This is a genomic window from Alterinioella sp. B-7, assembly GCF_056857775.1.
Map to the genome: position 1 here is coordinate 38413 of NZ_JBSXNT010000030.1, position 24090 is coordinate 62502.

Consider the following 24090-nt stretch of genomic DNA (forward strand, 5'->3'; position numbering starts at 1 on the left):
AATGCGACATGAAATTCTTCGTAGATACCGCAGATGTCGATGCAATCGCCGAGCTCAATGACCTTGGTATGGTCGATGGCGTCACCACCAACCCGTCGCTGATCCTGAAATCGGGCCGCGACATTGTCGAGGTCACCAAGGAGATCTGCGACATGGTCGATGGCCCGGTTTCCGCCGAGGTCGTCGCGCTGGAGGCCGACGCGATGCTGACCGAGGGCCGCAAGCTGGCCGAGATCGCCGACAATATCTGCATCAAGCTGCCCTTGACGCTGGACGGGCTCAAGGCCTGCAAGATCCTGACCGGCGAGGGCTACAAGACCAATGTGACGCTGTGCTTCTCGGCCAACCAGGCGCTTCTGGCGGCCAAGGCGGGGGCCACCTATATCTCGCCCTTCATCGGGCGGCTCGACGATCTCAATGTCGATGGCATGGACCTGATCGCGGAGATCCGCCAGATCTATGACAATTACGGGTTCGAGACGCAGATCCTCGCCGCCTCCATCCGCTCGGCCAACCACATGAAGGAGGCCGCGCTGATCGGCGCCGATGTCGCCACCGCGCCGCCGGGCGTGATCAAGGCGATGGCCAATCACGTGCTGACCGACAAGGGGCTGGACGCCTTTTTGAAGGATTGGGAAAAAACAGGGCAGAAAATCGTCTGAGCATGGTATAGGCTCTGCCCAAAGCAAAAGACGAGCATGAGGGCAGAGGATATGGGCGAGAGGGCAGAGCCGTTGCAGGACTGGCGTGAGCGGGTCTTGAGCGACCCGGATCTGATTCTGGACGACCGCGACGTGATGCGCGCGCTGATCACCGCGAATGACCGCCAGATGGGCGGCAATATCGTGGATATGCGCGGCATCGCCATGGAACGGCTGGAAAACCGGCTGGACCGGCTGGAGGACACGCATCGCTCTGTGATCGCGGCGGCCTATGAGAACCTCGCCGGCACCAACCAGGTGCACCGCGCCATCCTGAAACTGCTGGAACAGCGCGATTTCGAGGCGTTCCTGAAGGTTCTGGGCACGGATGTCGCCGCCATCCTGCGCGTCGACCGTATCCGGCTGGTGCTGGAAAGCGCCGAGGCCAGTGCCGATGCCGCCCCCAAGGTGCAGAAGCTGGAGGATGTGCTGACCGTGGTCAGCCCCGGTTTCGTCGATCATTACCTGACCGGCGGGCGCAACATCCCCGACCGCGCCGTCACCCTGCGCCAGGTCGGCGACGGCTCCGACCGCATCTATGGCGAGGCCGCCGACTGGATTGCCTCCGAGGCGCTGCTCAAGCTCGACCTGGGCCAGGGCCGCCTGCCCGCGCTGCTGGTCATGGGGTCCGAGGATCCGCACCAGTTCCGCCCGTCGCAGGGCACCGATCTGCTCAGCTTCTTCACCGGCGTGTTCGAGCGCTCCATGAAGCGGTTCCTGGGCTAAGTCCAGTGAGCCTCGCGATCAGCCCCGCCGCCCGAGACCTCATGGCCGCCTGGCTGGCCGATGTGGGGGCGCTGCGCGGTGGGTCCGAGGCCACCGTCACGGCCTATGCGCGCGATGCGACCGGGTTTCTGGCCTTCCAGACCGGGCATCAGGGCGCGCAGCTCGGGCTTGCCCCGCTGCAATCGCTCGGCCCCCGCGACATGCGTGCCTGGATGGCGTTTGAGCGCGGGCGCGGCGTGTCGGCAAGATCGCTCGCCCGGCAGCTCTCCTCGGTCAAATCCTTCTACCGCTGGTGGGCCGAACGCGACGGCTTCGACGCCACCGCGATCCTCTCCACCCGGTCGCCCAAGTTCCAGCGCAAGCTGCCCCGCCCCCTGTCGGTTCCGGCAGCGCGTGAGTTGCTGGAAACGGTCGAGGCGCAGGACACGCGCGACTGGGTCTCGGCCCGTGACGTGGCCGTCGTGACCCTACTCTACGGCTGCGGGATGCGCATCTCCGAGGCGCTTGGCCTGAGTGCCGGGATCCTGCCGCTCACCGACACGCTGCGCATTCGCGGCAAGGGCGGCAAGGAGCGGGAAGTGCCGGTGCTGCCGATGGCGCGCGCCGCCGTCGCCCGCTACGCCAGCCTCTGCCCGCATGACCTGGCCCCCGGCACGGCGCTCTTTCGCGGTGTCCGGGGCGGCCCCCTCAACCAGCGCCTGATCGCCCGCGTGGTCGAGGCCGCGCGGATGCAGCTTGGCCTGCCCGCCACGGCCACGCCGCACGCGATGCGGCACAGTTTCGCCACCCATCTGCTGGATGCGGGCGGCGATCTGCGCGCGATCCAGGAGCTTTTGGGCCACGCCTCGCTTTCGACCACCCAGGCCTATACCGGCGTCGATACCGCGCGCCTGATGGAGGTCTATGCCAATGCCCATCCCAAGGCGTGACGGGTTGCGAAAACCGGCACGATCCGGCATGTGACGCGGATGGATATTCGACTGAAAGCCCTAGCCGTCCACCTCTTCACCGCCACCGGCGCGGTGTTTGCCATGCTCGCCATGCTGGCCGCGGTCGAGGAGAAATGGCCGCTGATGTTCGGCTGGCTGGTGGTGGCCTTCATCGTCGACGGCATCGACGGGCCGCTGGCGCGCAGATACGACGTCAAGACCAACGCGCCCGAGTTCGACGGCACGTTGATGGACCTGATCATCGACTATCTCACCTATGTCTTCATCCCGGCCTATGCGTTGTTCAAATCCGACCTGCTTCCGGGCTGGACGGGGTGGCTGGCGATCATCGTCATCACCTTCGCCAGCGTGGTCTATTTCGCCGACACGCGGATGAAGACCAGGGACAACTCCTTCTCCGGCTTTCCGGGATGCTGGAACATGGCGGTGCTGGTCCTCTTCGCGATCAGCCCGAATTTCTACGTCATCCTGGCGCTGGTGATCCTGTTCTCGGTGGGGATGTTCCTGCCGTTCAAGTTCATCCATCCGGTGCGCACCGAACGCTGGCGCGCGCTGTCGCTGCCTGTCGCCATTGCCTGGACGGGATTCGCGGGATGGGCCGCTCTGGTCGAGTTCCACCCGCAATCCTGGGCGCTCTGGGGGCTGATCGTGACCTCCATCTACCTGGCATTCGCCGGTATCGTGCAGCAGATCATCCCCGCAAGTAACGGAAACAGTTAGGGAAATACACTTAGGTCTATTTTTTACGCGAAAAGGCTTGTGTTCGCGCGTTAACGGTGTATATTTAACACCAACAGAACAGTTCATGACCTCCCTGCCCCCCGCGACCCCTGCCTCTCTCTCCCCTCCCTGACCTTGCCCTGCCGGCCCTCCCTCCGGCAGGGTTTTTTCTTGTCTGCACATTGGTTGCGCCGGACAGAAAACACCGCCTTTCCCGATTTTTTCGTGTTTTTCCTAAACCAACCTCTTGCGCCTCGATTTCATTAGTGTATAAATAACACCATAAGATGGCGAAGACACGAGAGACCGAAGCGACATTTGAATTTTTTGATGACGAAAACCTTTATCGGCGGATGGAAGTGTCGGACCCGTGAGACCGGCAGGACCATCCGCCATTAAGGTTTTTCCGGCGTCTCAGTCCTCGGCCTGTGCTTCGCGAAACGCGTCCCATTCCTCGAAACTGGTCCTGATCTCGATCCCCGACAGGTTCGAGCGGATATCCCCCGCCAGCCCCTCAACGCCGTCGCGGACCTGCGCCATCACCGCCAGGCCCAAGCCGACCGTGGCCGCCGTCAGCACCACCCAATCGACGGTGACCGCGCCGCGTTCATCGGCCAGAAACGCGCGATGCCGGTTCATTCCACGCAGGCCGCATCCGTGGCGGCGCAATCCGGCAGGTGCTGCGGTTCGCGGTCCAGCATCAAGATGACGGCAATGATCGCCACCCCGGCCCCGGTGATGCCGATGGTCAGCGCAACCCAGTCCCGCGAGACCGCCTTGCGGACCCCGACGGCCATTGCCCTTGCTTTGCCTCTTGGCATGGTCTGTCCCCTGCCCTTGGCCCCCAACGGACAGAGCTACCGGGCCAACCGGGCCGATTTTAGGAAAACCTGGGGAAAACCGTGCCGAAACGGAGGCGATTGCGTGGCCCCGGTCAGGCCGTCTCGCGGCTGCGGATCAGCTTGGCGAAAGGATCGAAGATCGCCTCGGCCCCGGCAACGATATGACCGTCCTCCAGCAGCGACTGCCCCTCGCGGATCGGCTGCACCAGCGCCCCCGCTTCGCGCGCGATGACGACACCGGCGGCGATGTCCCAAGGCTGAAGCCCGCGCTCCCAATAGCCGTCATAGCGCCCCGCCGCGACGTAAGCCAGGTCCAGCGACGCCGCCCCCCACCGCCGCACACCAGCGCATTCCGGCATCAATCGCGCCAGATCCTGCAAGCAGGCGGGCAGATACCGGCCACCCGCGAAGGGCACGCCGGTGGCAAAGACGCTTTCGATCATCTTGCTCCGGCCCGACACGCGCAACCGCTGCGAATCGTTCAGCCAGGCGCCCGACCCCTTCTCGGCATAGAACATCTCGTCCTTGGCGGCGTCGAAGACCACGCCCGCGACGACCTCGCCCTTGTGCTCCAGCGCCACCGAAACGGCCCAATGCGGCATCCCGTGCAGGAAATTCGTGGTGCCGTCCAGCGGATCGACGATCCAGCGCCGCGTCGGGTCGGTGCCCGCCACTTCGGCGCTTTCCTCGGCCAGCCAGCCGTAATTGGGCCGCGCGCCCATCAGCTCCTCGCGCAGGATCGCCTCGGCGGCCATGTCGGCCTTGGACACGAAATCGCCCGGCCCCTTCGAGGAAACCTGGAGGTTCTCCACCTCGCGGAAATCCTTGACCAGGCTGCGGCCCGCCTTGCGCGCGGCCTTGATCATGATGTTGAGGTTTGCGCTGCCCTGCATGGTCGTCCCCTATTCGGTCAAGCCCGTGCGTATAGACCCCGCGCCGGGGACTGCCAAGGGCCTGAACGGGGGTTTTTTCAGGCTCACATCAGTGAGGGGTGCGGGCGTCCTGCCCTCAGGCGCGTTGCAGCTTGACCGGCTCGCTGCGCGCCAGCCGCAGGACATGGGCCATGAAGGGCTTGGTGGTGTCATCGCTCCGCGTGGCCCCGAACAGCCGCCGGGTCAGGCCGGTTTCGGTAAGGGGCCGGGTGATGAAACTGGCATTGCTGCGCGTCTCGCGCACGACCCAGTCGGGCAGCACCGCCACCCCGCGATTGGAGGCGACAAGCAGCAAGATCACGGCGGAAAGCTCCACCTGCCGCACGGCGCGCGGCTCCACCCCGGCGGGGTGCAGAAGTTGGCTGAACACGTCCAGGCGGCCCCGCTCCACCGGGTAGGTGATCAGCATCTCATCGGCGAAATCCTGCGCCTTGACGTAAGGTTTGGCCGCCAGCGGATGCTCGGCGGCAGCCACGAAAACCGGCTCGTAATCAAAAAGCGGCGTGAAATCGACGCCCGGCAGAGGCTCGGGGTCCGACGAGATCACCAGGTCCACCTCCTCGCGCATCAGCGCGGGCAGCGCCTCGAATTGCAGGCCGGGGCGAATATCGACATCGACATCGGGCCAGGCCACACGGAATTTCTCCAGCACCGGCAGCAGCCAGTCGAAACAGGCATGGCATTCGATGGCGATATGCAGCCGCCCCGATTTGCCCGAACGCAGCGCGCGAAACTCCTCCTCCATCGCAGCCAGTTGCGGCAGCACCTGATCGGCCAGCCGCAGCAGGCGCATGCCCGCGCTTGACAGCTTCATCGGCTTCGACCGCCGCACGAACAGCTCCATCCCCGCCTGTTCCTCCAAGCCCTTGATCTGGTGGGACAGCGCGCTTTGCGTGATGTGCAGCCGCTCGGCGGCGCGGGCCAACCCGCCCTCCTGGTGGATGGCCTTGATGGTGCGCAGGTGGCGGAACTCGATGTGCATTAGCCGGGCTCATATAGATGATGAGAGTTATGAATTTGCTTCACGCGCACCTCTATGGGACATCTTGGGCAACTGATCAAGGATGCCCCTCGCCATGACCCTACCCACCCCGCGCGTTTCCTTCGAGTTCTTCCCGCCGCAATCGCTGGAGGCTTCGTTCCGCCTTTGGGACACACTGTCCACGCTGGCCCCGCTCGGCCCCGAGTTCGTTTCGGTCACCTATGGCGCGGGCGGCACCACGCGCGACCTGACGCATGACGCGGTCAAGACGATCCACGGCCATACCGGCGTGCCGGTGGCCGCGCACCTGACCTGCGTCGATGCCTCGCGCGCCGAGACGCTGGAGATCGCCGACAGCTACGCCGCCGCTGGTGTCACGCAGATCGTCGCCCTGCGCGGCGACCCGCCCAAGGGCGCTGCGGGCTTCGCGGCGCATCCCGACGGCTTCGCCTCCTCGGTGGACCTGGTGGCGGCGCTGGCCGAAACCGGACTATTCGACATCCGCGTCGGCGCCTATCCCGACCCGCACCCCGAGGCCGCCGACATGGCCGCCTGTGTCGATTTCCTCAAGGCCAAGATCGACGCCGGTGCAACCTCCGCCATCACGCAATTCTTCTTCGAGGCCGAAACCTTCTTCCGCTTCCGCGATGCCTGTGCGGCTGCGGGCATCACCGCCCCGATCATCCCCGGTATCCTGCCGATCACCAACTGGACCAAGGTGCGCCGCTTCGCCACGACCTGCGGCGCGCATATCCCCGACTGGCTGGAGGACGCCTTCAGCGTCGCGATCCGCGACGGGCGCGAGGAATTGCTCTCGACCGCGCTCTGCACCGAGCTGTGTTCGGACCTGATCGAGGGCGGCGTCGCGGACCTGCATTTCTACACCCTCAACAGCCCCGACCTGACCCGGACGATCTGCGCCGCCCTCGGCGTGACGCCGCAGGTGGCGCTGTCGCAGGTCGCCTGAAGGGACGTTGCGTCACGACAGGCGCACGGGCTTGCGCCGGACCGGGGCGGGCGGCACCCTGCCCGCAACGTCACCGATGAAAGACCGCCCCATGACAGCCCCCTATTTCGCCGCCAACCCTGCCGAGTTGCCCGACCGCGAGGCCCTGACGTCCATGTCGGGCCTCGCCTTCATTCGGGGCATCCTCGACGGCACCGTCCCCGGCCCGCCGATTGCCCAAACGCTGAACTACCGGCTGGACAGCGTCGCGGACGGGCGCGTGACCTTTCGTGGCAGCCCGCTCTTCGACCATTGCAACCCGATGGGCACGGTGCATGGCGGCTGGTATGGCACGCTGCTGGACAGCTGCATGGCCTGCGCGGTGATGACCAAGGTGCCGCGGGGCTCGGTCTACACGACGCTGGAATACAAGGTGAATATCATCCGGCCCATTCCCCTGGGGCTGGAGATCCTGGCGGAAGGCATCGCCAGCCATGCGGGCCGCTCCACCGGGGTGGCCGAGGGCACGATCCGGGGGGTGGAGGATGGCAAGCTCTACGCTACCGGCTCCACCACCTGCATCATCATGAAGATGACCTGAGCGCCCCACCGATTTCATTGACTTCAACCTTCCGTTGGGGCAAGCGGGACGCTTCAATCCCTCCATGGAGACACACCATGATCACGCCGGTCCTGCCAAGCTATTCCCGCGCCCCCCTGTCCTTCGTCAAAGGCGAAGGCGCATGGATGGTCGAGGCCGATGGCCGACGTTTCCTGGATTTCGGGGCGGGCATCGCGGTGACGGCGCTTGGCCATGCCCATCCCGCCCTGGTCAAGGCGCTGACCGATCAGGCGGGCGCGCTCTGGCATACCTCGAACCTCTATAACGTCCCGCAACAGCAGGCGCTGGCCGAACGCCTGGTCGAGCACACCTTCGCCGACACCGTCTTCATGTGCAATTCCGGCACCGAGGCGGGCGAGCTTGCCGTCAAGATGGCGCGCAAATACTGGTATGAGAAGGGCCAGCCAGAACGCAACGTGATCGTGACCTTCGAGGGCGCGTTCCATGGCCGGTCCCTGGGCATGATCTCGGCGGCGGGCGGAGAGAAGCTGACCAAGGGCTTCGGCCCCCTCCTGCCCGGTTTCCGCCACCTGCCCTTCGGCGATATCGACGCGCTGGAGGAGGCGGCGAAAACCGCCGACCTGGCCGCGATCATGGTCGAGCCGGTGCAGGGCGAAGGCGGCATCCGCCCGCTCTCCGACAGCGCCCTCAAGCGGATGCGCGAGATCTGCGACGAGACCGGCGCGCTGCTCATTTTTGACGAGATCCAGTGCGGCATGGGCCGGACCGGCAAGCTCTTCGCGCATGAATGGGCGGGCATCTCGCCGGATATCATGATGGTCGCCAAGGGCATCGGCGGCGGCTTCCCGCTCGGCGCGCTGCTGGCGACGGAAGAGGCCGCGCTCGGCATGACGCCCGGCACGCATGGTTCCACCTATGGCGGCAACCCGCTTGGCTGTGCCGTGGGCTGTGCCGTCGTCGACGAGGTCACCCGTGACGGCTTCCTCGACGATGTGAACCGCCGCGCCGGGCTGCTGCGCCAGAAGCTGGAAGGGCTGGTCGCCGGCCATCCCGACATCTTCACCGGCATTCGCGGCCAGGGCTTCATGTTGGGCCTGATCTGCAAGGCACCCAATCTCGACGTGGTCAAGGCAGGATACGATGCCGAGATCCTGACCGTTCCAGGCGGCGACAACGTGGTGCGGCTCTTGCCCTCGCTCACGATCACCGAGGAGGAGATCGCGGAAGGCATCGACCGCCTCGACCGCGCCGCCACCGCATTGGAACGTACCCTGCAAGGGGCAGACTGACCTCCTCCTTCTTTGTTCCCTAAATATCCTCGGGGGGAGCGCGAGGGGGGCAGACAGCCCCTCTCGCTCCCGCCACCAGCCAAGGGCCCCGGACGCATGACGCATTTCCTCGACATCCACCAGACCTCACCCGCTGACCTGCGCCAGATGCTGGACGAGGCCGCCCGGATGAAGACCGCGCGCAAGGGGCTGCCCAAGGGCACGCCGGATGCGGAACAGCCCCTGGCGGGCCACATGGTCGCGCTGATCTTCGAGAAACCCTCGACCCGCACCCGCGTCAGTTTCGATGTCGGCGTGCGTCAGATGGGCGGGCAGACCATGGTGCTGTCGGGGGCCGACATGCAGCTTGGCCATGGCGAGACCATCGCCGACACCGCCCGCGTGATGTCGCGCTATGTCGACCTGATCATGATCCGCACCTTCGAGGAACAGACGCTGCTGGAAATGGCCGAACATGCCAGCGTCCCGGTGATCAACGGGCTGACCAACCGCACGCATCCCTGCCAGATCATGGCCGACATCCTCACCTTCGAGGAACATCGCGGCCCCATCAAGGGCAAGAAGGTGGTCTGGTCGGGCGATGGCAACAACGTCTTCGCCAGCTTCGCCCATGCCGCCCGGCAGTTCGAGTTCGACCTGGTCTTCACCGGCCCCGAGACGCTGGACCCGGAACCGGGCCTGCGCGCGGGCATTACCATCGAGCGCAACCCGCAAAAGGCCGTGGAAGGCGCGGATCTGGTCGTCACCGATACCTGGGTCTCCATGCACGACCCGCAATCGGCCCGCGAACGCCGCCACAACCAGCTGCGCGGCTACCAGGTGAACGAGGCGCTGATGAGCCGCGCCAAACCCGACGCGCTCTTCATGCACTGCCTGCCCGCGCATCGCGACGACGAGGCGACCAGCGCCGTCATGGACGGGCCGCATTCGGTGATCTTCGACGAGGCGGAAAACCGGCTCCATGCGCAGAAGGCCGTGATGCGGTGGTGCCTGGGGGTCTGAGGCGGCTTCGGTGCTTGCGCACCGACCCGGCGTCGCGCGGCGTCAGGCCCCCTTGCGGGAGCCCTCCTTCGCGCGAGGGGCGCATCGGATATAGGGCTGCGATTGGGTTCGGCGGTTGGAATCAGGTATTTTTGGCAAAATGAAAGAGCGGGCGGGGCACTCCTGGCACGGGGATTGGTGCAAACCCCGCCCTTGCCCCTTTCCATCCCCCGCCCGGACCCATATAACCAGAGGCTGCATTTGGGCTAAGGATCAGGAGGGACTGTCATGTCCTGGACCGACGAGCGGGTAGAGCTTCTGAAGAAGATGTGGGGCGAGGGGCAATCGGCCTCGCAGATCGCCAAGGAACTGGGCGGCGTGACCCGCAACGCGGTGATCGGCAAGGTCCATCGCCTCGGCCTGTCGAACCGCACCACGGGTGCGACCGCGAAACCGACCGGTCCCGCGGCGGCGGCCCCGGCGGCAAAGGAAGCGCCCGCCAAGCCCGCGCCCAAGCCCGAGCCCAAGACCGAACCGGCCCGCGCCGCGGAACCGGCGGCCGAACCTGCCGCCAAGCCAAGCAATGTCACGCCGCTGCGCAAGCCCATCGTGCCCGCGGGCCAGCCGCTGCCGCCGCAGCCCTCGGCCAACGAGATCAGCCCCGAGGCCCTGGCCAAGGTCAACGAGATCGAGAAACACGCCAAGCGCCTCAGCCTGATGGACCTGACCGAGCGGGTCTGCAAATGGCCCATCGGCGACCCCGCGACGGATGATTTCTATTTCTGCGGCCTGCCGGTGCAGCAGGGCAAACCCTATTGCGAGGCGCATGTCGGGGTGGCCTTCCAACCGATGAGCAGCCGCCGCGACCGGCGCCGCTGACCCCGGACACCAACCGGCGCGCGCGGGCCCGAGAGCCTTCCAAGGCTCTCGCGAGACCTTTCCAAAGGTCTCGCCCCTACCCCCGGCAATTGCGCGCGATTTCCCGGTCGTTCAGCCCGGTTTCCACCAGCATGCAGCGGTCGCGCGCCTCGTAGTAATAGCCGCGCGCATACCAGCCGATGGCCTCGGCCTCGTCGCCATCCGACAAAAGCCACGCGCCGCGCAGGTAGCGCACGGCGTAGCGCAGGTTGGTATCGGCATCGAGCAGCTCGGAGGCGGGCCCGCGATGGCCCATGGTGCGCGCCGTCTGCGGCAGGATCTGCATCAGCCCGTAATACGGCCCCGCCCGCGCATCGACCCGGTAATCGCTCTCGCGGTCGATGGAGCGGTGGATCAACGAGGCGGGCACATCATAGACATCGGCATAATAGTTGATCAGGCGGCGCAGTTCCGGCGTCTCGTTGGGGTAGAGCGGCGGCTCTCCCCGCGCGACCGCGTCCCGGCCCGAGCCCCCGCACCCGGCCAGCACCAGCAAGGCCGCGACTGTCACGATACGGATCAATTCCCGCTCCCCCCGCCGAACAGCCGCAGAAGCTGGGTCTCCGCCTCTTCGCGCAGCCGGTCCTCCAGCGCGTCCTCAAGATCCTCGACCGTCTCCACATCGGTGCCGAGCGCCTCGGACGCCGCCTCCTGCAAGGCACCTGTGGCCTGCTCCTCCAGCGCGTCGATCTGTTCTTGCAACTCCGCCTCGGCCAGCGCCTCAAGGTCGATGCTGAAACTCGGGTCGCTCCAGGCACCCGAGATGCGCAGCGGCACGCGGATACCGCTGGCCTCGCCCGCCAGCACCTCCGGAATGATCGTGTAATCCAAAACCCGCGCCCCGAACCCCACCGTGCCCGAGCCCGAGACCCGGCCAACCGCCGATTCCATCGCGAAATCCTCGTTGCTCAACACGCCATCCGCGACCGTGAAACTGGCTGCAAGGCTGTCATAGACGGTGCGCGATCCCTCGCCCTGGTAGGAGGTGTCGAGGTTGCGGATCATGCCCCAGATATCGAGCCCCAGGATCGCGCCCTGCCCGAAATCGAGACTGCCCGACCCCGAGACCGAATTCATCAGCGCCTGCATGCTGTTGCCGACCAGCAGCAGGTCGATCGTGCCGCTGCCGGTGCCTTCCAGCCGCTCATAGCCCGCAAACTGCGTCAGCAGCGGGGCCAGTTGCACCTCGTTCAGCCGCAGGTCGCTGCGCATCGACAGCCCGCCGCGCCCGTTGACGATGAATTGCCCGCCGATGGTCCCGCCATACCCCGCGACCTCGCGCAATTCCGTCACCAGGCGGCCCGCCTGCAGCGTTGCGCGTATATCGACCGCGTCCAGCGTGGCCATGCCAAGGTCCAGCCCCGCCAGAACCAGCGCCACATCGGCATCCGCCCCGAACAGCCCGCTGACGTCGATCGGGTCGCGCGACCAGCCGGTCGCCCCGGCGCCGCCCTCGGCCTCCGCGCCGCCCTCGGAAAGTCCGGTAAGGTCCAGCGCGCCGCCTTGCAGCCGCGCCCGGATCATCGGGCGATCATCGCCGGGCAGGATATCGACATCGCCGGTCAGCCGGTTGTCATCCAGCACGATGCTCGCCTCGCGCAGATGGGTGGAGCCCTCTGATGCCAGCGTCACCGCCGCGTTCATCGCGATCCGGTCGCGGCCAAGCCCGCGCGGCAATTCCAGCGCCGGTTGGCCCGCCAGCGCCATCACCGGATCAAGATCGGTCGCATCCAGCGCGATGGTGCCCTCGACGCCCAAGGGCACCAGCCCGACCCGGCCGTCAAACCCGGCCTCGCCGCCCGTCCAGCGTGCGGTCAGCACGACGGGGCGAAGATCGCCCTCCAGAAGCGGCCCGACCCCGTCGATCACGCCATCTATGCTGATCGCGGCGCCGTTCATCACCGCGCCGCCCTCCAGCGTCGCCCGCCCCTCAGCCGAGGGCAGGGTCAGCACCATATCGACATCGCTGATGCGCAATTCCGTTTCCGCCACGCTGTCGCGGTAGAACAGCGCGCCATTGGTGATCTCGGCGATATCGAGGCTGAAGTTTTCCAGCCCGCTGCCGCCGCTGCCGCCGTCGCCGTTCACGGCCTCCACCTCCTCGCCACCCGAGAAATCCCAGCTGACCGCGCCGTCTTCCCCGCGCACCAGCACGATCTGCGCATCGACCAGTTCAAAGCGCTGCACCTGCACGCGCCCGCCCCAAAGCGCGCTGGCCCCGATGCCGACATGCATCACCTCGGCCTGCAACAGCGGCCCGTCCTCGACCCAGGCGGGGTTGCCGATCACCACACCCTCGGCGCGCACGCCCAGTGTCGGCCAGATCGACGGGCGCACATCGCCCGAGATGGTCATGCTCCGGCCCGTGGCGCGCTCGAACTGGTCGCCCGCCAGCGCCGCGATCCGCTCTGCCGGGATCACGAACAGCGCCGCGATGGCCAGCACCGCCACCAGCACCAGGGCCCCGACTATCCGAAATATCCAGCGCATTGCCCACCTCCCGACTGCTGCCTGACGCCAATCCTAGCCCGAAAGCGCCTCGGGGAAACAGCCCTGAAAACGCGGGCACTTGCGGGCGGGCGGGCTTTCGCCCCCGCGCGCATTGACAGATGCCCCGCAAGCCCGCACTGCTGCAGGGCAGCCCGAACGACAGGAGCCCCCATGCCCGATACCGCCCTCATCACCGGTGCCTCCTCCGGCATCGGCCGCGAATTTGCCCGCCTTCATGCCGCGCGCGGCGGCGACGTGATCATCACCGCCCGGCGCGAGGCCGAATTGCAGGCCCTGAAGGAAGAGATCGAGGCCGCGCACGGCGTCACCGTCCACATCATCGCGCTGGACCTCGGCGCCGAGGGCGGGGCCAATGCGCTCTGGGATCGGGTCACGGAGTTGGGCATCCCGGTCGACATCCTGATCAACAATGCGGGCTTCGGCGGCCAGGGCGCATTCATCCAGCGCGATCTGGCCCAGGACCTCGCCATGATCGACCTCAACGTGAAGGCGCTGGTGACCCTCACCCACCACGCCGCGCGCGCGATGGCGGATCGGGGGCGGGGCAGGATCCTCCAGGTCAGCTCCACCGCCGCCTATATCCCCGGCCCGCTGCAAGCCACCTATTATGCCACCAAGGCCTTCGTCAGCAGCTTTTCCATGGCGCTGGATCAGGAGATGCGGGCGAAGGGCGTCACCTGCACCGCGCTGGAGCCCGGCTATGTCCAGACCGGCTTCGCAGATGCCGCCGACCTTGAAGGCACCGACCTTGTCGGCGCGGGCGAGAAGGGCGCGCAGCCCGCGGATGTGGCCCGGATCGGCTATGAGGCGATGCTGGCGGGCAAGCTGCGCGTCATCAATGACCCGATGCTGCGCCTGCAACTGCGCTGGCTGATCCCCTTCGCGCCGCACCGGATGGTGCTGAAGATGATCGAGAAGATGCAGACCAAGCGGTAGAGTATCCGTCTTGATCGAGCGGTTTTTTGGGCCCATCCCGGTCTTTTCTGATGAGAGTGTTGGCAAGTTCCAGAAGCTTTCGCATGAGGGCCGTGAGAGCGGCTTTTGGCGGTTTTCCTGCTTGTGTCATGCTTTGGTATTTCCGCCGCAAATCCGGGTTGTATCGGGCGGCGACGAGGGCGGCCATGTAGAGCGCATCGCGCAGGAACTTTCGGGCACCCTGTATGAAGGCCTTGCCGCGCCACTGGCCGGATTGTCGGGTCACGGGGGAGGGGCGCGACAAGGCTGGCGGTCTGTTTGCGGGTCATGGCGACGCGCAAGGCGCTGACCTGCCCCAGCCCGGGTTTTTGGCAGAGACTGTGATCGTTCGTGCCTCGTGGGGGTATCCGCCGATACATACTCCCTCAATCGCAAGGCGCATCCACGATAATCTCGACCTTCAGCACATCGCGCGCCAGCTTCGCCTCGCCACATGCCCGCGTCGGCACATGACCCAACGGCACCCACGCATTCCAGGCTTCGTTCAGCCCCGCAAAATCGCTCATATCCGCCAGCCAGATCGTCGCCCGCAGCATCTTCTCGCGGGACGATCCGTCCTGGATCAACAGCGCATCCAGCCGCCGCAGGCTTTCCTCGGTCTGTTCCTGGATGGTCTCAACCGCACTCACCCGGCCAGTGATATGGGCGACCCCGTTATCAACCGCCAATCCCCCCTCGCCTGCCCCCGCGACTTGCGCTAAACCCCTTTGCATGGCCCAGATCTCCTCCCTCTTCGTGACCCGCCTCTACCGCGCCGCCCTGTCGGAGCATGGCCCCGCCATCGACGGGGAGGAGCTTGAAGCCTCCTGCTATTCCATCGCCGAGGATGACGAGGCGGGACAGGAGTGGTGTGAGGAAAACGGCTATCCCGGCTACACCTCCTATGCCTCGCTGACCGACCTGCCCTGGCGCTTCCCAATCTTCGCCGACCTCGTCGCGGCGCTCGATGCCCATGCTGCGGGGTTCGCCGAGGATCTGGAGTTCGACCTGGAGGACCGCAAGCTGGTGCTGGAGGATATCTGGATCAACATCCTGCCCGAGGGCGGCATGCATTCGAGCCACCTCCACCCCCATTCGGTGATTTCCGGCACCACCTATGTGGCGATGCCGGACGGGGCCAGCGCGCTGAAGCTTGAAGACCCGCGCTCGGCCCGGATGATGGCGGCCCCCGGTCGCCGGAAAGACGCGCGGGAGGAAATGCGTGGCTTCGTCTATGTCAAACCGGCGGTCGGCGACGTGCTGCTTTGGGAAAGCTGGCTGCGCCACGAAGTGCCTATGAACATGGCCGAGGATGAACGCATCTCGGTCAGTTTCAACTACCGGTGGGAGTGAGGCGCTGGGCAAGCGCCTTCGAAGGCGCTTGCGTCCGATTTCGAAATCGGACGCGCCCCGAAACCGCCTTGACCCGTTTCCCATCTGCCCCGATCCTCCCCGGACAAATCATTCAGGGAAGGATATTTCGACATGCGATGCCACGAGGTTGATTACGAGATTTTCGGCGACGACATGCAGATCGTCGAGGTGGAACTGGACCCCTCCGAGGTCGTCATCGCCGAGGCCGGCGCGATGAATTACATGGAAGACGGCATCGGGTTCGAGACCCGCATGGGCGATGGCGGCAAGCCTTCGGGCGGGTTCATGGACTCGCTCTTGAGCGCGGGCAAGCGGGTGCTGACCGGTGAATCCATCTTCATGACCCATTTCACCAATACCGGTCAGGGCAAGAAGCGGGTCGCCTTTGCCGCGCCCTACCCCGGCAAGATCATCCCGGTGGACATGGCCGAGATGGGCGGCGAGCTGATTTGCCAGAAGGATGCCTTTCTCTGCGCCGCTTTCGGCACCACGACCGATATCGCGTTCCAGAAGAAACTGGGCGCGGGGTTTTTCGGCGGCGAGGGCTTCATCCTGCAGCGCCTCAATGGCGACGGCATGGCCTTCATCCATGTCGGCGGCACCGTCATCCGGCGCGAATTGCGTGACGGAGAGGTGCTGCGCGTCGATACCGGCTGCCTTGCCGCGATGACCGGAAGCGTCGATTACAATATCGAGCGCTCCGGCAATCTCAAATCCATGATCTTCGGCGGCGAGGGGATATTCCTCGCCACCTTGCGCGGCCCCGGCACCGTGTTCCTGCAAAGCCTTCCATTCTCGCGCCTCGCCGACCGCGTGCTGCGCGCGGCGCGTCCGGGCGGGTCCAAGGGCGAAGGCTCGGTCCTTGGCGGCTTGGGAGATATGTTCGGGGACCGGTGAGGGGGGACCGCGCATCGACGCGCGGTGGAAAAAGCGCCGTCGACGGCGCTTGAGACCCGATTTCGAAATCGGGTGATCAAGACCGGTCGACCGGTCTTCCCCCGCGCCACACGCAAGCTATTGGAAAAGAGAAACCCCCGCCGATCTCTCAGCGGGGGTATCTCTTTTCTCACCGGGGTGTGTTCTCATAGCTTTTCCGAGGAAAAGCGACTGCCACACACTCGTCGTTTCCGCGTCGCGGAAACGACGGTTACCAGTCTTCTCTCACGATCGTGCGGGTCTTCACCGGCAGTTTCATCGCCGCCAGACGCAGGGCCTCGCGGGCGATGTCCTCGCCGACGCCGTCGATCTCGAACATCACGCGGCCAGGCTTGACCTTGCAGGCCCAGAAATCGACCGAACCCTTGCCCTTACCCATACGCACTTCGACAGGCTTGGAGGTCACGGGCGTGTCGGGGAAGATCCGGATCCAGACCCGGCCCTGACGCTTCATGTGACGCGTCATGGCCCGGCGGGCGGCTTCGATCTGACGCGCGGTGACCCGCTCGGGCTCAAGCGCCTTCAGGCCGAATGTGCCAAAGTTCAGGTCGGACCCGCCCTTGGCTTCGCCCCGGATGCGGCCCTTGTGCATCTTGCGGAATTTGGTGCGCTTTGGTTGCAGCATCTGTTTAACTCCTTACCGGTCGCGGCGGGGACGCCCGCCTTGCGGACGAGGGCCGCCACCTTCCTGGAGCTCCGCATGGCGACGGTCATGGGCCGACGGGTCGTGCTCCATGATCTCGCCTTTGAAGATCCAGACCTTGATGCCGATGATGCCATAGGGCGTCTCGGCTTCGGAATGGGCGTAGTCGATATCGGCGCGCAGCGTGTGCAGCGGCACCCGGCCCTCGCGATACCATTCGGTCCGTGCGATCTCGGCACCACCCAGACGGCCCGCGACATTCACCCGGATCCCGAGGGATCCCATGCGCATCGCGTTCTGCACCGCCCGCTTCATGGCGCGGCGGAAGGACACCCGGCGCTCCAGCTGCTGTGCGATGTTCTCGGCGACAAGCTGCGCGTCCAGTTCCGGCTTACGGACCTCGACGATGTTCAGGTGCAACTCAGAATCCGTCATCGCGGCCAGCTTGCGGCGCAGGGTTTCGATATCGGCGCCCTTCTTGCCGATGATCACGCCCGGACGCGCGGTGTGGACGGTGACGCGGCACTTGCGGTGCGGACGTTCGATGATGACCTTCGACACGCCGGCCTGCTTGCACTCCTCATGGATGAACTGACGCATCTTGACGTCTTCCAGCAGCAGGTTGCCGTAATCCTTGGTGTCGGCATACCAGCGGCTGTCCCAGGTGCGGTTGACTTGCAGGCGCATGCCAATCGGATTGACTTTATGTCCCATTAGGCTTGCTCCTCAACTTGACGCACGGTGATGGTCAGTTCCGAAAACGGCTTCACGATCTTGCCGAACCGGCCACGGCCCCGCGGGCGACCGCGCTTCATGACCATGTTCTTGCCGACGAAGGCCTCGGACACGACCAGTTCATCGACATCGAGGTTGTGGTTGTTCTCGGCGTTGGCGATGGCGGATTGAAGGCATTTCTTCACGTCAATCGCGATGCGCTTTTTCGAGAAGGTCAGATCGGTCAGCGCCTTTTCCACCTTCTTGCCGCGGATCATCTGCGCCACGAGGTTCAGCTTTTGCGGGCTGGTGCGCAGCATCCGCAGTTTCGCCATCGCCTCGTTATCCGCCACGCGGCGGGGATTCTTATCCTTGCCCATGGCTTACTTCCTCTTCGCTTTCTTGTCGGCGGCGTGACCGTAATAGGTCCGCGTCGGGGAATATTCACCGAACTTCTGGCCGATCATGTCCTCGGTGATGTTCACCGGGATGTGTTTCTTGCCGTTGTAGACGCCAAAGGTGAGGCCCACAAACTGCGGCAGGATGGTGGAACGGCGCGACCAGATCTTGATGACCTCGTTGCGGCCGCTCTCGCGGGCTTTCTCGGCCTTCTTGAGGACGAACGCGTCGACAAAAGGGCCTTTCCAAACGGAACGCGACATCTATCAGCGTCCTTTCTTCTTGGCGTGACGCGAGCGGATGATCAGCTTCTGCGACGCCTTGTTCTTGTTGCGGGTGCGGGCACCCTTGGTGGGCTTGCCCCAGGGCGTGACGGGGTGACGGCCACCCGAGGTCCGACCCTCACCACCGCCATGCGGGTGGTCGATCGGGTTCATCACGACACCGCGGACCGACGGGCGGATACCGTAGTGACGGTTGCGCCCGGCCTTGCCGAGATTCTGGTTCGAGTTGTCGGGGTTCGAGACCGCGCCAACCGTGGCCATGCACTCCTGGCGCACCATGCGAAGCTCGCCCGAGGACAGGCGGATCTGCGCGTACCCACCGTCACGGCCGACAAACTGGGCATAGGTGCCCGCGGCGCGTGCGATCTGGCCGCCCTTGCCCTGCTTCAGCTCGATATTGTGGATGATGGTGCCGATCGGCATGCCCGAGAACGGCATCGCGTTGCCCGGCTTGATGTCGACCTTCTGGCCGGCCACGACCTTGTCACCGACGCCGAGGCGCTGCGGGGCCAGGATATAGGCCTGCTCGCCGTCGTCATAGCGGATGAGCGCGATGAAGGCGGTGCGGTTGGGGTCATATTCGATGCGTTCGACGGTCGCGGGGACGTCGAGCTTGTTCCGTTTGAAATCGACGATGCGATAGAGACGCTTTGCGCCACCACCAATGCGACGCATGGTGATCCGTCCGGTGTTGTTCCGGCCGCCCGATTTCGTCAACCCTTGCGTGAGGGATTTGACGGGACGTCCTTTCCACAGCTCCGAACGGTCGATCAGAACCAGCCCACGCTGGCCCGGCGTCGTCGGCTTATACGACTTGAGTGCCATGTTAACTGTCTTCCGTTTGCGTGTGCGGGAGGCTTTCGCTTCCCTGATGTTCTAGGCCCCCGTAGGTGCCCGGGTGGTATGGTCTTGCGACCAAAAACAGAGCCCCGGACGAATCCGGGGCCATGCCGATGGGGTCTCTTAGGGGAGGCCACCTTGAGGGTCAATAGCCCTGCAAAAGAAAGCGCGTGAAGCCGCGCGATGGCCAGACCGCGCGATGGCCATGCGGGCGGGCATTCGGAGCACTTTGTCCCGGCTATATCAGAACAACCTCAGAGCAATGCGCCTGCCTCACCAAATCGCCAGCCCGTCATGCCAGAGGCATGCCGACTCATGGCCGGTGCACCTTTGGTGCAACGGGCGGTCTGGCGATCGCGCGGCGGCCCAAGGGCCTTGATTCCGCGCGGGTTCAAGCATACGCAACCCTGTATGGCATATCCACATCCACCGCGTAGTAAATCCGCCGTCCGAAAGGCAGGGTTACGAATATCTGAAGACAATGCTGACGAAACTGACTTCGCATTGGTCGATCAATGGCGAGCATCGCACGGCTACGTAATCAACACATTTCAAGCGTGGCTGAAAGGACATTTTGCAAAGCAACCCTTTTCAATTGAGTTCGCACAGAGACTTAAGCGTCGGAAAACAGTCCTTGGGAAGCTACGACGCCGTGATTCTAGGGGGAATTTTCTTATACGCGATGTTTCTAGCATGCACGACTTTGCGGGATGCCGAATGATTTTCGAATCATTGGACGACCTGAACCAGTTCCGCGAGTATCTACATTCAAGCAAAGTTATGCGGAACGTTGAGCATCAACTGCGCCACGAATCGGAAAAATACAACTACATCAAGAGTCCCAAGTTCACTGGGTACAGAGGAATCCACGATGTATACAAACATTTTCCCCGTGGGACACAACGCAGCCAAGAAAAAAAGCCATGGGATGGCCTACTTGTAGAAGTTCAGTACCGGACTAGAGCACAGCATGCTTGGGCAACCGCTGTAGAAATTTCAGATCTACTCGATGGCGAGCAAACCAAATTCGAGCTTGATCAGTCAAAGCGTGGCCGGTTCTTCGCTCTCGCTAGTGAGATAATCGCACGAAGTCACGAGGGAGTAGACCGCGCTTTTTCTGGCGTGTCGCTGAGTGAGCTAAGGGCCGATCTTCAGGAGCTTGAAAGTGAGCTTGGTATTCTCGGACGTCTAGCTGTTCTGAAGCAATTTGAAAGTGCGGACCGACTTAGGCGCCATAACGTGCTTAACATCTATAGGGACGAAAATGGCAAACCTGCTCTTGAGGTTCTGCCCTTCTCATCAGCGGCCAAGGCGATAGAGAAGTCTTCGGAGCTGGAGAGTGACGAAGAGAGCATCAACGCAGTGTATGTGCGTTCTGACAATCCAAATCAACTTAGGTCAGCCTATCGCAATTACTTTTACGACCCAATTGACTTTGTAGAGATAATTCGACGCGAAGGCGATGTAGAAACTGCATAAGTTAACAAAAAGACCCCGGCCACTCTCGCAGCCGGGGTTCATTCCGTCACATATCAACCAGCCCTTACAGCCCGGTCGACACATCAATCGTGTTACCTTCTTCCAACGTCACATAGGCCTTCTTCACGTCCTTGCGGCGACCCAGCTGGCCCCGGAAACGCTTCTGCTTGCCCTTGGTGATCGTCGTGTTCACCGCCTTCACCTTCACACCGAAGAGGCTTTCGACCGCCTCCTTGATCTGCGGCTTGTTGGCGTCGATCGATACTTCGAACACAACCGCGTTGGCGTCGGACGCCATGGTTGCCTTCTCGGTGATGACCGGCTTGCGGATCACGTCGTAATGTTCAGCTTTGGCACTCATTTCAGACGAGCCTCCAGTGCTTCGACACCCGCCTTGGTGATCACCAGGGTGTCACGCTTGAGGATGTCATAGACGTTTGCGCCCATCGACGGAAGCACATCGAGACCGTCGATATTGGCCGCGGCGAGGGCGAAGTTGGCGTCGATATCGGCCCCGTCGATGATGAGCGCGCGCTTCCAGCCCAACTCCTTGACCTGCTTGGCCAGGGTGGAGGTCTTGGCGGCGTCCATCGCAACGCTGTCGATCACGACCAGTTCGCCCGCTGCCGCCTTGGCGGACAGCGCGTGGCGCAGGCCGAGGGCGCGCACCTTCTTGGGCAGGTCATGGGCGTGGCTGCGCGGGGTCGGGCCCTTGTAGATACCACCCTTGCGGAAGATCGGCGCATTGCGGTCACCGTGGCGTGCGCCGCCGGTGCCCTTCTGGCGATAGATCTTCTTGGTGGAATAGGACGTTTCCGACCGCGTCTTCACCTTATGCGTGCCGGCCTGCGCCTTGTTGCGCTGCCAGCGGACGACGCGGTGCAGGATGTCGGCACGCGGCTCCAGGCCGAAAAGCGCTTCGTCCAGGTCCACGGTGCCGGCGCTGCCGCCGTCCAGTTTGATCACATCAGCCTTCATTCTTCCGCTCCCTCAGCCGGAGCCTCGACGGGGGCTGCTTCCGATGCGGCGCTCTTCAGCGCGGCGGGGAAGGGCACACCCTCAGGCAGTTTCTTCTTCATGGCGTCCTTGATGGTCACCCATCCGCCTTTCGAGCCCGGAACCGCGCCCTTGATCATGATCAGGCCACGATCCGCGTCGGTGCGGACAACTTCCAGGTTCTGCGTGGTGACACGGGCGGCGCCCATGTGACCGGCCATCTTCTTGCCCTTGAACACCTTGCCGGGGTCCTGGCACTGGCCGGTGGACCCGTGCGAGCGGTGGCTGATCGACACGCCGTGCGAGGCGCGCAGACCGCCGAAGTTCCAGCGCTTCATCGCGCCCTGGAACCCCTTGCCGATCGAGGTGCCCGACACGTCGACCTTCTGCCCTTCAAGGAAGTGCTCGGCCGAGATCTCGGCGCCCACTTCAATCAGGTTCTCGGCATCGACGCGAAACTCCACCAGCTTGCGCTTCGGCTCGACCGAGGCGGCGGCGAAATGGCCGCGCATGGCCTTGCTCACGCGCTTGACGCGGGCGGTGCCTGCACCAAGCTGAACGGCGGTGTAGCCATCCTTCTCGGAGGTGCGGTTGGCGACAACCTGCAGGGCATCCAGTTGCAGAACGGTGACGGGGATCTGACGCCCGTCCTCCATGAACAGGCGGGTCATGCCCACCTTCTTCGCGATCACTCCAGAGCGCATGTCAGTGCCCTCCTTCAAACCGAGATCTGGACGTCGACACCGGCGGCCAGGTCGAGCTTCATCAGCGCGTCCACGGTCTGCGGGGTCGGGTCCACGATATCGAGCAGACGCTTGTGGGTCCGAATCTCCCACTGGTCGCGCGATTTCTTGTCCACGTGGGGGCCACGCAGAACGGTGAATTTTTCGATCTTGTTCGGCAGCGGGATAGGCCCGCGAACCTGCGCACCGGTGCGCTTGGCCGTGTTGACGATCTCCTGCGTGCTGGAATCCAGGACGCGATAGTCAAAGGCCTTCAGCCGGATGCGGATATTTTGGCTTTGGACTGCCATCTGTATCAGCCTTTCGAGGCGAGAGTTGATAGGACGACCGGCAGCTCATCCACCGGCCCTCATCGAACCCGAAAGGCGGGATCGACTCCCGCCTCTCAAGCGTCCGCATGTGCGAACTCGCGCCGGATACATGGGTGAGCGGGATCTATCAAGCGGAAAGTTCCGCGCGCGGGCACAAAGCCGGATTTCGCCCGCAAAGGGCGTTTCGCAATAATCCACTTGCTTTTTGCGGGCCGGGGCCCCATGTGATGGCTGCGACGTTACCACTATCGACCATACTGCTCCTATCGGCTCAGTCCTTCGATCTTGCACTGACTTAGCCGACCTGCCGCATACTGCGGGCAGCACAAACAGGAGATACGACAATGGCAACTGGCACCGTCAAATGGTTCAACGCCACCAAAGGCTTCGGCTTCATCGCACCCGATGGCGGCAGCAAGGACGTGTTCGTGCACATCTCTGCCGTCGAGCGCGCAGGCCTGACCGGCCTGGCCGATGACCAGAAAGTGACCTTCGACATCGAGCCCGGCCGCGACGGCCGCGAAAGCGCGACCAACCTCGCACTGGCGTAAGGCTTGGCCCTTCGGGGCAGATGTTGAGAGAAATGAAGGGGCGTGCTGGAAACGGCGCGCCCCTTTTCTTTGCGCGGCTGCGGGTGAAAGGAAAAGGGCGGCCCCGGATTGGCGCGGTTTCCTTCGTCTGAGGGTCTGGCGGGGTGAGTCCCGCCCTGCGCGGTCCTTGGGATTCGGGGGCCGGATCAGTCTTTGCAACGATAGCACGGAAAAAGGCCGCCCCGGATTGGAGCGGCCTTTCCAATTCTCAACCGGAGTGGGTTCTCATCGCTCTTTCAGAGCGACTGCCACCCACCCTGACACCGCAGTTGCGGTATCAGTCGATGATTTTGCTGACGACACCGGCGCCAACCGTCCGGCCACCTTCGCGGATGGCGAAGCGCAGGCCCTGTTCCATCGCGATCGGCGCGATCAGCTCGACCTCGAACTTCAGGTTGTCGCCCGGCATCACCATCTCGGTGCCGCTCGGCAGTTCCACCGTGCCGGTCACGTCCGTGGTCCGGAAGTAGAATTGCGGGCGGTAGTTGGCGAAGAACGGCGTATGACGGCCACCCTCTTCCTTGGTCAGGATGTAGGCCTCGGCCTCGAACTTGGTGTGCGGCGTCACCGATTTCGGCTTGCACAGCACCTGGCCACGCTCGACACCCTCACGGTCGATACCGCGCAGGAGCGCGCCGATATTGTCGCCCGCTTCCCCACGATCCAGCAGCTTGCGGAACATTTCCACGCCGGTGCAGGTCGTCTTCTTGGTGTCGCGGATGCCGACGATCTCGATCTCGTCGCCC

General features: G+C 64.2%; 31 protein-coding genes and 1 pseudogene. 14 read left to right on the forward strand and 18 right to left on the reverse strand.

Annotated elements, in window-relative coordinates:
- The first annotated feature begins 8 nt into the window (after window positions 1–8).
- Genes fsa through AC13C7_RS08165 form a run of 4 tightly spaced genes read left to right on the forward strand, consistent with a single transcriptional unit; the run spans window position 9 to window position 3097 of the window.
- On the forward strand, window positions 9–662 hold the full coding sequence (fsa, locus tag AC13C7_RS08150) for a fructose-6-phosphate aldolase (RefSeq protein WP_446119451.1): 654 nt from the start codon (window positions 9–11) through the stop codon (window positions 660–662).
- Window positions 663–713: 51 nt separating this feature from the next.
- On the forward strand, window positions 714–1427 hold the full coding sequence (locus AC13C7_RS08155) for a DUF484 family protein (RefSeq protein ID WP_482867170.1): 714 nt from the start codon (window positions 714–716) through the stop codon (window positions 1425–1427).
- A gap of 5 nt (window positions 1428–1432) precedes the next feature.
- On the forward strand, window positions 1433–2356 hold the full coding sequence (locus AC13C7_RS08160) for a tyrosine recombinase XerC (protein WP_482867171.1): 924 nt from the start codon (window positions 1433–1435) through the stop codon (window positions 2354–2356).
- Between the two features lie 39 nt (window positions 2357–2395).
- A complete protein-coding gene (locus AC13C7_RS08165; RefSeq protein WP_482867172.1) occupies window positions 2396–3097 on the forward strand; it encodes a CDP-alcohol phosphatidyltransferase family protein in 702 nt (233 codons plus the stop codon).
- A 414-nt stretch (window positions 3098–3511) separates the two neighbouring features.
- Here the strand turns inward: AC13C7_RS08165 and AC13C7_RS08170 are convergent, their stop codons facing one another.
- From AC13C7_RS08170 to AC13C7_RS08185, 4 genes are all read right to left on the reverse strand, one after another.
- Window positions 3512–3736 (reverse strand): Flp family type IVb pilin, encoded by a 225-nt coding sequence (locus AC13C7_RS08170; protein ID WP_172320832.1) that lies wholly within the window; start codon window positions 3734–3736, stop codon window positions 3512–3514.
- On the reverse strand, window positions 3733–3894 hold the full coding sequence (locus AC13C7_RS08175) for a hypothetical protein (protein ID WP_172320833.1): 162 nt from the start codon (window positions 3892–3894) through the stop codon (window positions 3733–3735). Before AC13C7_RS08175 ends, AC13C7_RS08170 begins: the two co-directional genes overlap by 4 nt.
- A gap of 137 nt (window positions 3895–4031) precedes the next feature.
- Window positions 4032–4832, reverse strand: coding sequence for an inositol monophosphatase family protein (locus AC13C7_RS08180; protein ID WP_172320834.1), 801 nt, complete (start codon window positions 4830–4832; stop codon window positions 4032–4034).
- A gap of 115 nt (window positions 4833–4947) precedes the next feature.
- Window positions 4948–5853: a LysR family transcriptional regulator gene (locus AC13C7_RS08185; RefSeq protein ID WP_172320835.1), complete on the reverse strand. Its 906-nt coding sequence runs from the start codon at window positions 5851–5853 to the stop codon at window positions 4948–4950.
- A gap of 94 nt (window positions 5854–5947) precedes the next feature.
- Between AC13C7_RS08185 and metF the strand changes: the two genes are divergently transcribed.
- From metF to AC13C7_RS08210, 5 genes are all read left to right on the forward strand, one after another.
- Complete coding sequence (gene metF, locus AC13C7_RS08190) at window positions 5948–6820, forward strand: methylenetetrahydrofolate reductase [NAD(P)H] (protein WP_482867173.1); 873 nt, start codon at window positions 5948–5950, stop codon at window positions 6818–6820.
- Window positions 6821–6911: 91 nt separating this feature from the next.
- The gene (locus tag AC13C7_RS08195) at window positions 6912–7400 is read left to right on the forward strand and encodes a PaaI family thioesterase (RefSeq protein ID WP_482867174.1); all 489 of its coding nucleotides are present in this window, start codon (window positions 6912–6914) and stop codon (window positions 7398–7400) included.
- A 77-nt stretch (window positions 7401–7477) separates the two neighbouring features.
- On the forward strand, window positions 7478–8671 hold the full coding sequence (locus tag AC13C7_RS08200) for an aspartate aminotransferase family protein (protein ID WP_172320838.1): 1194 nt from the start codon (window positions 7478–7480) through the stop codon (window positions 8669–8671).
- A 96-nt stretch (window positions 8672–8767) separates the two neighbouring features.
- Window positions 8768–9673: an ornithine carbamoyltransferase gene (gene argF, locus AC13C7_RS08205; RefSeq protein WP_172320839.1), complete on the forward strand. Its 906-nt coding sequence runs from the start codon at window positions 8768–8770 to the stop codon at window positions 9671–9673.
- Between the two features lie 267 nt (window positions 9674–9940).
- On the forward strand, window positions 9941–10531 hold the full coding sequence (locus tag AC13C7_RS08210) for a GcrA family cell cycle regulator (protein ID WP_172320840.1): 591 nt from the start codon (window positions 9941–9943) through the stop codon (window positions 10529–10531).
- A gap of 76 nt (window positions 10532–10607) precedes the next feature.
- Here AC13C7_RS08210 and AC13C7_RS08215 read toward each other — a convergent pair whose 3' ends face one another.
- Both AC13C7_RS08215 and AC13C7_RS08220 read right to left on the reverse strand, forming a co-directional pair.
- Complete coding sequence (locus AC13C7_RS08215) at window positions 10608–11093, reverse strand: transglycosylase SLT domain-containing protein (RefSeq protein ID WP_214647496.1); 486 nt, start codon at window positions 11091–11093, stop codon at window positions 10608–10610.
- Entirely contained in the window at window positions 11090–13060 is a 1971-nt protein-coding gene (locus tag AC13C7_RS08220) for an AsmA family protein (protein ID WP_482867175.1), read from the reverse strand. Before AC13C7_RS08220 ends, AC13C7_RS08215 begins: the two co-directional genes overlap by 4 nt.
- Window positions 13061–13231: 171 nt before the next feature.
- Between AC13C7_RS08220 and AC13C7_RS08225 the strand changes: the two genes are divergently transcribed.
- Entirely contained in the window at window positions 13232–14017 is a 786-nt protein-coding gene (locus AC13C7_RS08225) for an SDR family NAD(P)-dependent oxidoreductase (RefSeq protein WP_482867176.1), read from the forward strand.
- Window positions 14018–14036: 19 nt separating this feature from the next.
- On the opposite strand, the pseudogene AC13C7_RS08230 reads toward AC13C7_RS08225, so the two are convergent.
- Window positions 14037–14303: pseudogene (locus AC13C7_RS08230) on the reverse strand (transposase); the annotation flags it as partial.
- Between the two features lie 118 nt (window positions 14304–14421).
- Entirely contained in the window at window positions 14422–14769 is a 348-nt protein-coding gene (locus tag AC13C7_RS08235) for a RidA family protein (RefSeq protein WP_482867177.1), read from the reverse strand.
- Here AC13C7_RS08235 and AC13C7_RS08240 point away from each other — a divergent pair.
- Both AC13C7_RS08240 and AC13C7_RS08245 read left to right on the forward strand, forming a co-directional pair.
- Entirely contained in the window at window positions 14768–15388 is a 621-nt protein-coding gene (locus tag AC13C7_RS08240; RefSeq protein ID WP_446120335.1) for a 2OG-Fe(II) oxygenase family protein, read from the forward strand. The genes AC13C7_RS08235 and AC13C7_RS08240 overlap by 2 nt on opposite strands.
- Before the next feature lie 132 nt (window positions 15389–15520).
- Window positions 15521–16306, forward strand: coding sequence for a TIGR00266 family protein (locus AC13C7_RS08245; RefSeq protein ID WP_172320127.1), 786 nt, complete (start codon window positions 15521–15523; stop codon window positions 16304–16306).
- Window positions 16307–16556: 250 nt separating this feature from the next.
- Here AC13C7_RS08245 and rplP read toward each other — a convergent pair whose 3' ends face one another.
- From rplP to rplB, 5 genes are read right to left on the reverse strand one after another with little or no spacing between them, the layout of a single operon-like run.
- Entirely contained in the window at window positions 16557–16970 is a 414-nt protein-coding gene (gene rplP, locus AC13C7_RS08250; RefSeq protein ID WP_172320128.1) for a 50S ribosomal protein L16, read from the reverse strand.
- A 12-nt stretch (window positions 16971–16982) separates the two neighbouring features.
- Entirely contained in the window at window positions 16983–17702 is a 720-nt protein-coding gene (gene rpsC / locus AC13C7_RS08255) for a 30S ribosomal protein S3 (protein ID WP_172320129.1), read from the reverse strand.
- On the reverse strand, window positions 17702–18082 hold the full coding sequence (gene rplV, locus AC13C7_RS08260; RefSeq protein ID WP_286963630.1) for a 50S ribosomal protein L22: 381 nt from the start codon (window positions 18080–18082) through the stop codon (window positions 17702–17704). Before rplV ends, rpsC begins: the two co-directional genes overlap by 1 nt.
- Before the next feature lie 3 nt (window positions 18083–18085).
- Window positions 18086–18364 carry a 30S ribosomal protein S19 gene (rpsS, locus tag AC13C7_RS08265; RefSeq protein ID WP_172320131.1) on the reverse strand — a complete coding sequence of 93 codons (279 nt, stop codon included), beginning with the start codon at window positions 18362–18364 and terminating at the stop codon, window positions 18086–18088.
- A 3-nt stretch (window positions 18365–18367) separates the two neighbouring features.
- Window positions 18368–19210, reverse strand: a complete 843-nt coding sequence (rplB, locus tag AC13C7_RS08270) for a 50S ribosomal protein L2 (protein WP_482867178.1) — start codon at window positions 19208–19210, stop codon at window positions 18368–18370.
- Window positions 19211–19636: 426 nt separating this feature from the next.
- Between rplB and AC13C7_RS08275 the strand changes: the two genes are divergently transcribed.
- Window positions 19637–20704 carry a RelA/SpoT domain-containing protein gene (locus AC13C7_RS08275; protein ID WP_482867179.1) on the forward strand — a complete coding sequence of 356 codons (1068 nt, stop codon included), beginning with the start codon at window positions 19637–19639 and terminating at the stop codon, window positions 20702–20704.
- A gap of 64 nt (window positions 20705–20768) precedes the next feature.
- Here the strand turns inward: AC13C7_RS08275 and AC13C7_RS08280 are convergent, their stop codons facing one another.
- Genes AC13C7_RS08280 through rpsJ form a run of 4 tightly spaced genes read right to left on the reverse strand, consistent with a single transcriptional unit; the run spans window position 20769 to window position 22733 of the window.
- Entirely contained in the window at window positions 20769–21065 is a 297-nt protein-coding gene (locus tag AC13C7_RS08280; protein ID WP_172320134.1) for a 50S ribosomal protein L23, read from the reverse strand.
- Window positions 21062–21682, reverse strand: a complete 621-nt coding sequence (gene rplD, locus AC13C7_RS08285) for a 50S ribosomal protein L4 (RefSeq protein WP_172320135.1) — start codon at window positions 21680–21682, stop codon at window positions 21062–21064. The genes AC13C7_RS08280 and rplD overlap by 4 nt, the downstream gene beginning before the upstream one ends.
- Window positions 21679–22404 (reverse strand): 50S ribosomal protein L3, encoded by a 726-nt coding sequence (gene rplC / locus AC13C7_RS08290; RefSeq protein ID WP_172320136.1) that lies wholly within the window; start codon window positions 22402–22404, stop codon window positions 21679–21681. Before rplC ends, rplD begins: the two co-directional genes overlap by 4 nt.
- A gap of 14 nt (window positions 22405–22418) precedes the next feature.
- A complete protein-coding gene (gene rpsJ / locus AC13C7_RS08295) occupies window positions 22419–22733 on the reverse strand; it encodes a 30S ribosomal protein S10 (RefSeq protein ID WP_172320137.1) in 315 nt (104 codons plus the stop codon).
- Between the two features lie 365 nt (window positions 22734–23098).
- Between rpsJ and AC13C7_RS08300 the strand changes: the two genes are divergently transcribed.
- Entirely contained in the window at window positions 23099–23305 is a 207-nt protein-coding gene (locus AC13C7_RS08300; protein WP_172320138.1) for a cold-shock protein, read from the forward strand.
- A gap of 316 nt (window positions 23306–23621) precedes the next feature.
- On the opposite strand, the gene AC13C7_RS08305 is transcribed toward AC13C7_RS08300, so the two are convergent.
- The coding region (locus tag AC13C7_RS08305) for an EF-Tu C-terminal domain-related protein (protein WP_482866251.1) at window positions 23622–24090 on the reverse strand (469 nt) is incomplete at its 5' end.

What these genes read in the sequence shown, in the direction of transcription:
- fsa (WP_446119451.1), top strand. Translation starts at nt 9, where the DNA reads ATGAAATTCTTCGTAGATACCGCAGATGTCGATGCAATCGCCGAGCTC.
- AC13C7_RS08155 (WP_482867170.1), top strand. Translation starts at nt 714, where the DNA reads ATGGGCGAGAGGGCAGAGCCGTTGCAGGACTGGCGTGAGCGGGTCTTG.
- AC13C7_RS08165 (WP_482867172.1), top strand. Translation starts at nt 2,396, where the DNA reads ATGGATATTCGACTGAAAGCCCTAGCCGTCCACCTCTTCACCGCCACC.
- AC13C7_RS08170 (WP_172320832.1), bottom strand. Translation starts at nt 3,736, where the DNA reads ATGAACCGGCATCGCGCGTTTCTGGCCGATGAACGCGGCGCGGTCACC.
- AC13C7_RS08175 (WP_172320833.1), bottom strand. Translation starts at nt 3,894, where the DNA reads ATGGCCGTCGGGGTCCGCAAGGCGGTCTCGCGGGACTGGGTTGCGCTG.
- AC13C7_RS08180 (WP_172320834.1), bottom strand. Translation starts at nt 4,832, where the DNA reads ATGCAGGGCAGCGCAAACCTCAACATCATGATCAAGGCCGCGCGCAAG.
- AC13C7_RS08185 (WP_172320835.1), bottom strand. Translation starts at nt 5,853, where the DNA reads ATGCACATCGAGTTCCGCCACCTGCGCACCATCAAGGCCATCCACCAG.
- metF (WP_482867173.1), top strand. Translation starts at nt 5,948, where the DNA reads ATGACCCTACCCACCCCGCGCGTTTCCTTCGAGTTCTTCCCGCCGCAA.
- AC13C7_RS08195 (WP_482867174.1), top strand. Translation starts at nt 6,912, where the DNA reads ATGACAGCCCCCTATTTCGCCGCCAACCCTGCCGAGTTGCCCGACCGC.
- AC13C7_RS08200 (WP_172320838.1), top strand. Translation starts at nt 7,478, where the DNA reads ATGATCACGCCGGTCCTGCCAAGCTATTCCCGCGCCCCCCTGTCCTTC.
- argF (WP_172320839.1), top strand. Translation starts at nt 8,768, where the DNA reads ATGACGCATTTCCTCGACATCCACCAGACCTCACCCGCTGACCTGCGC.
- AC13C7_RS08210 (WP_172320840.1), top strand. Translation starts at nt 9,941, where the DNA reads ATGTCCTGGACCGACGAGCGGGTAGAGCTTCTGAAGAAGATGTGGGGC.
- AC13C7_RS08220 (WP_482867175.1), bottom strand. Translation starts at nt 13,060, where the DNA reads ATGCGCTGGATATTTCGGATAGTCGGGGCCCTGGTGCTGGTGGCGGTG.
- AC13C7_RS08225 (WP_482867176.1), top strand. Translation starts at nt 13,232, where the DNA reads ATGCCCGATACCGCCCTCATCACCGGTGCCTCCTCCGGCATCGGCCGC.
- AC13C7_RS08240 (WP_446120335.1), top strand. Translation starts at nt 14,768, where the DNA reads ATGGCCCAGATCTCCTCCCTCTTCGTGACCCGCCTCTACCGCGCCGCC.
- AC13C7_RS08235 (WP_482867177.1), bottom strand. Translation starts at nt 14,769, where the DNA reads ATGCAAAGGGGTTTAGCGCAAGTCGCGGGGGCAGGCGAGGGGGGATTG.
- AC13C7_RS08245 (WP_172320127.1), top strand. Translation starts at nt 15,521, where the DNA reads ATGCGATGCCACGAGGTTGATTACGAGATTTTCGGCGACGACATGCAG.
- rplP (WP_172320128.1), bottom strand. Translation starts at nt 16,970, where the DNA reads ATGCTGCAACCAAAGCGCACCAAATTCCGCAAGATGCACAAGGGCCGC.
- rpsC (WP_172320129.1), bottom strand. Translation starts at nt 17,702, where the DNA reads ATGGGACATAAAGTCAATCCGATTGGCATGCGCCTGCAAGTCAACCGC.
- rplV (WP_286963630.1), bottom strand. Translation starts at nt 18,082, where the DNA reads ATGGGCAAGGATAAGAATCCCCGCCGCGTGGCGGATAACGAGGCGATG.
- rpsS (WP_172320131.1), bottom strand. Translation starts at nt 18,364, where the DNA reads ATGTCGCGTTCCGTTTGGAAAGGCCCTTTTGTCGACGCGTTCGTCCTC.
- rplB (WP_482867178.1), bottom strand. Translation starts at nt 19,210, where the DNA reads ATGGCACTCAAGTCGTATAAGCCGACGACGCCGGGCCAGCGTGGGCTG.
- AC13C7_RS08275 (WP_482867179.1), top strand. Translation starts at nt 19,637, where the DNA reads ATGGCATATCCACATCCACCGCGTAGTAAATCCGCCGTCCGAAAGGCA.
- AC13C7_RS08280 (WP_172320134.1), bottom strand. Translation starts at nt 21,065, where the DNA reads ATGAGTGCCAAAGCTGAACATTACGACGTGATCCGCAAGCCGGTCATC.
- rplD (WP_172320135.1), bottom strand. Translation starts at nt 21,682, where the DNA reads ATGAAGGCTGATGTGATCAAACTGGACGGCGGCAGCGCCGGCACCGTG.
- rplC (WP_172320136.1), bottom strand. Translation starts at nt 22,404, where the DNA reads ATGCGCTCTGGAGTGATCGCGAAGAAGGTGGGCATGACCCGCCTGTTC.
- rpsJ (WP_172320137.1), bottom strand. Translation starts at nt 22,733, where the DNA reads ATGGCAGTCCAAAGCCAAAATATCCGCATCCGGCTGAAGGCCTTTGAC.
- AC13C7_RS08300 (WP_172320138.1), top strand. Translation starts at nt 23,099, where the DNA reads ATGGCAACTGGCACCGTCAAATGGTTCAACGCCACCAAAGGCTTCGGC.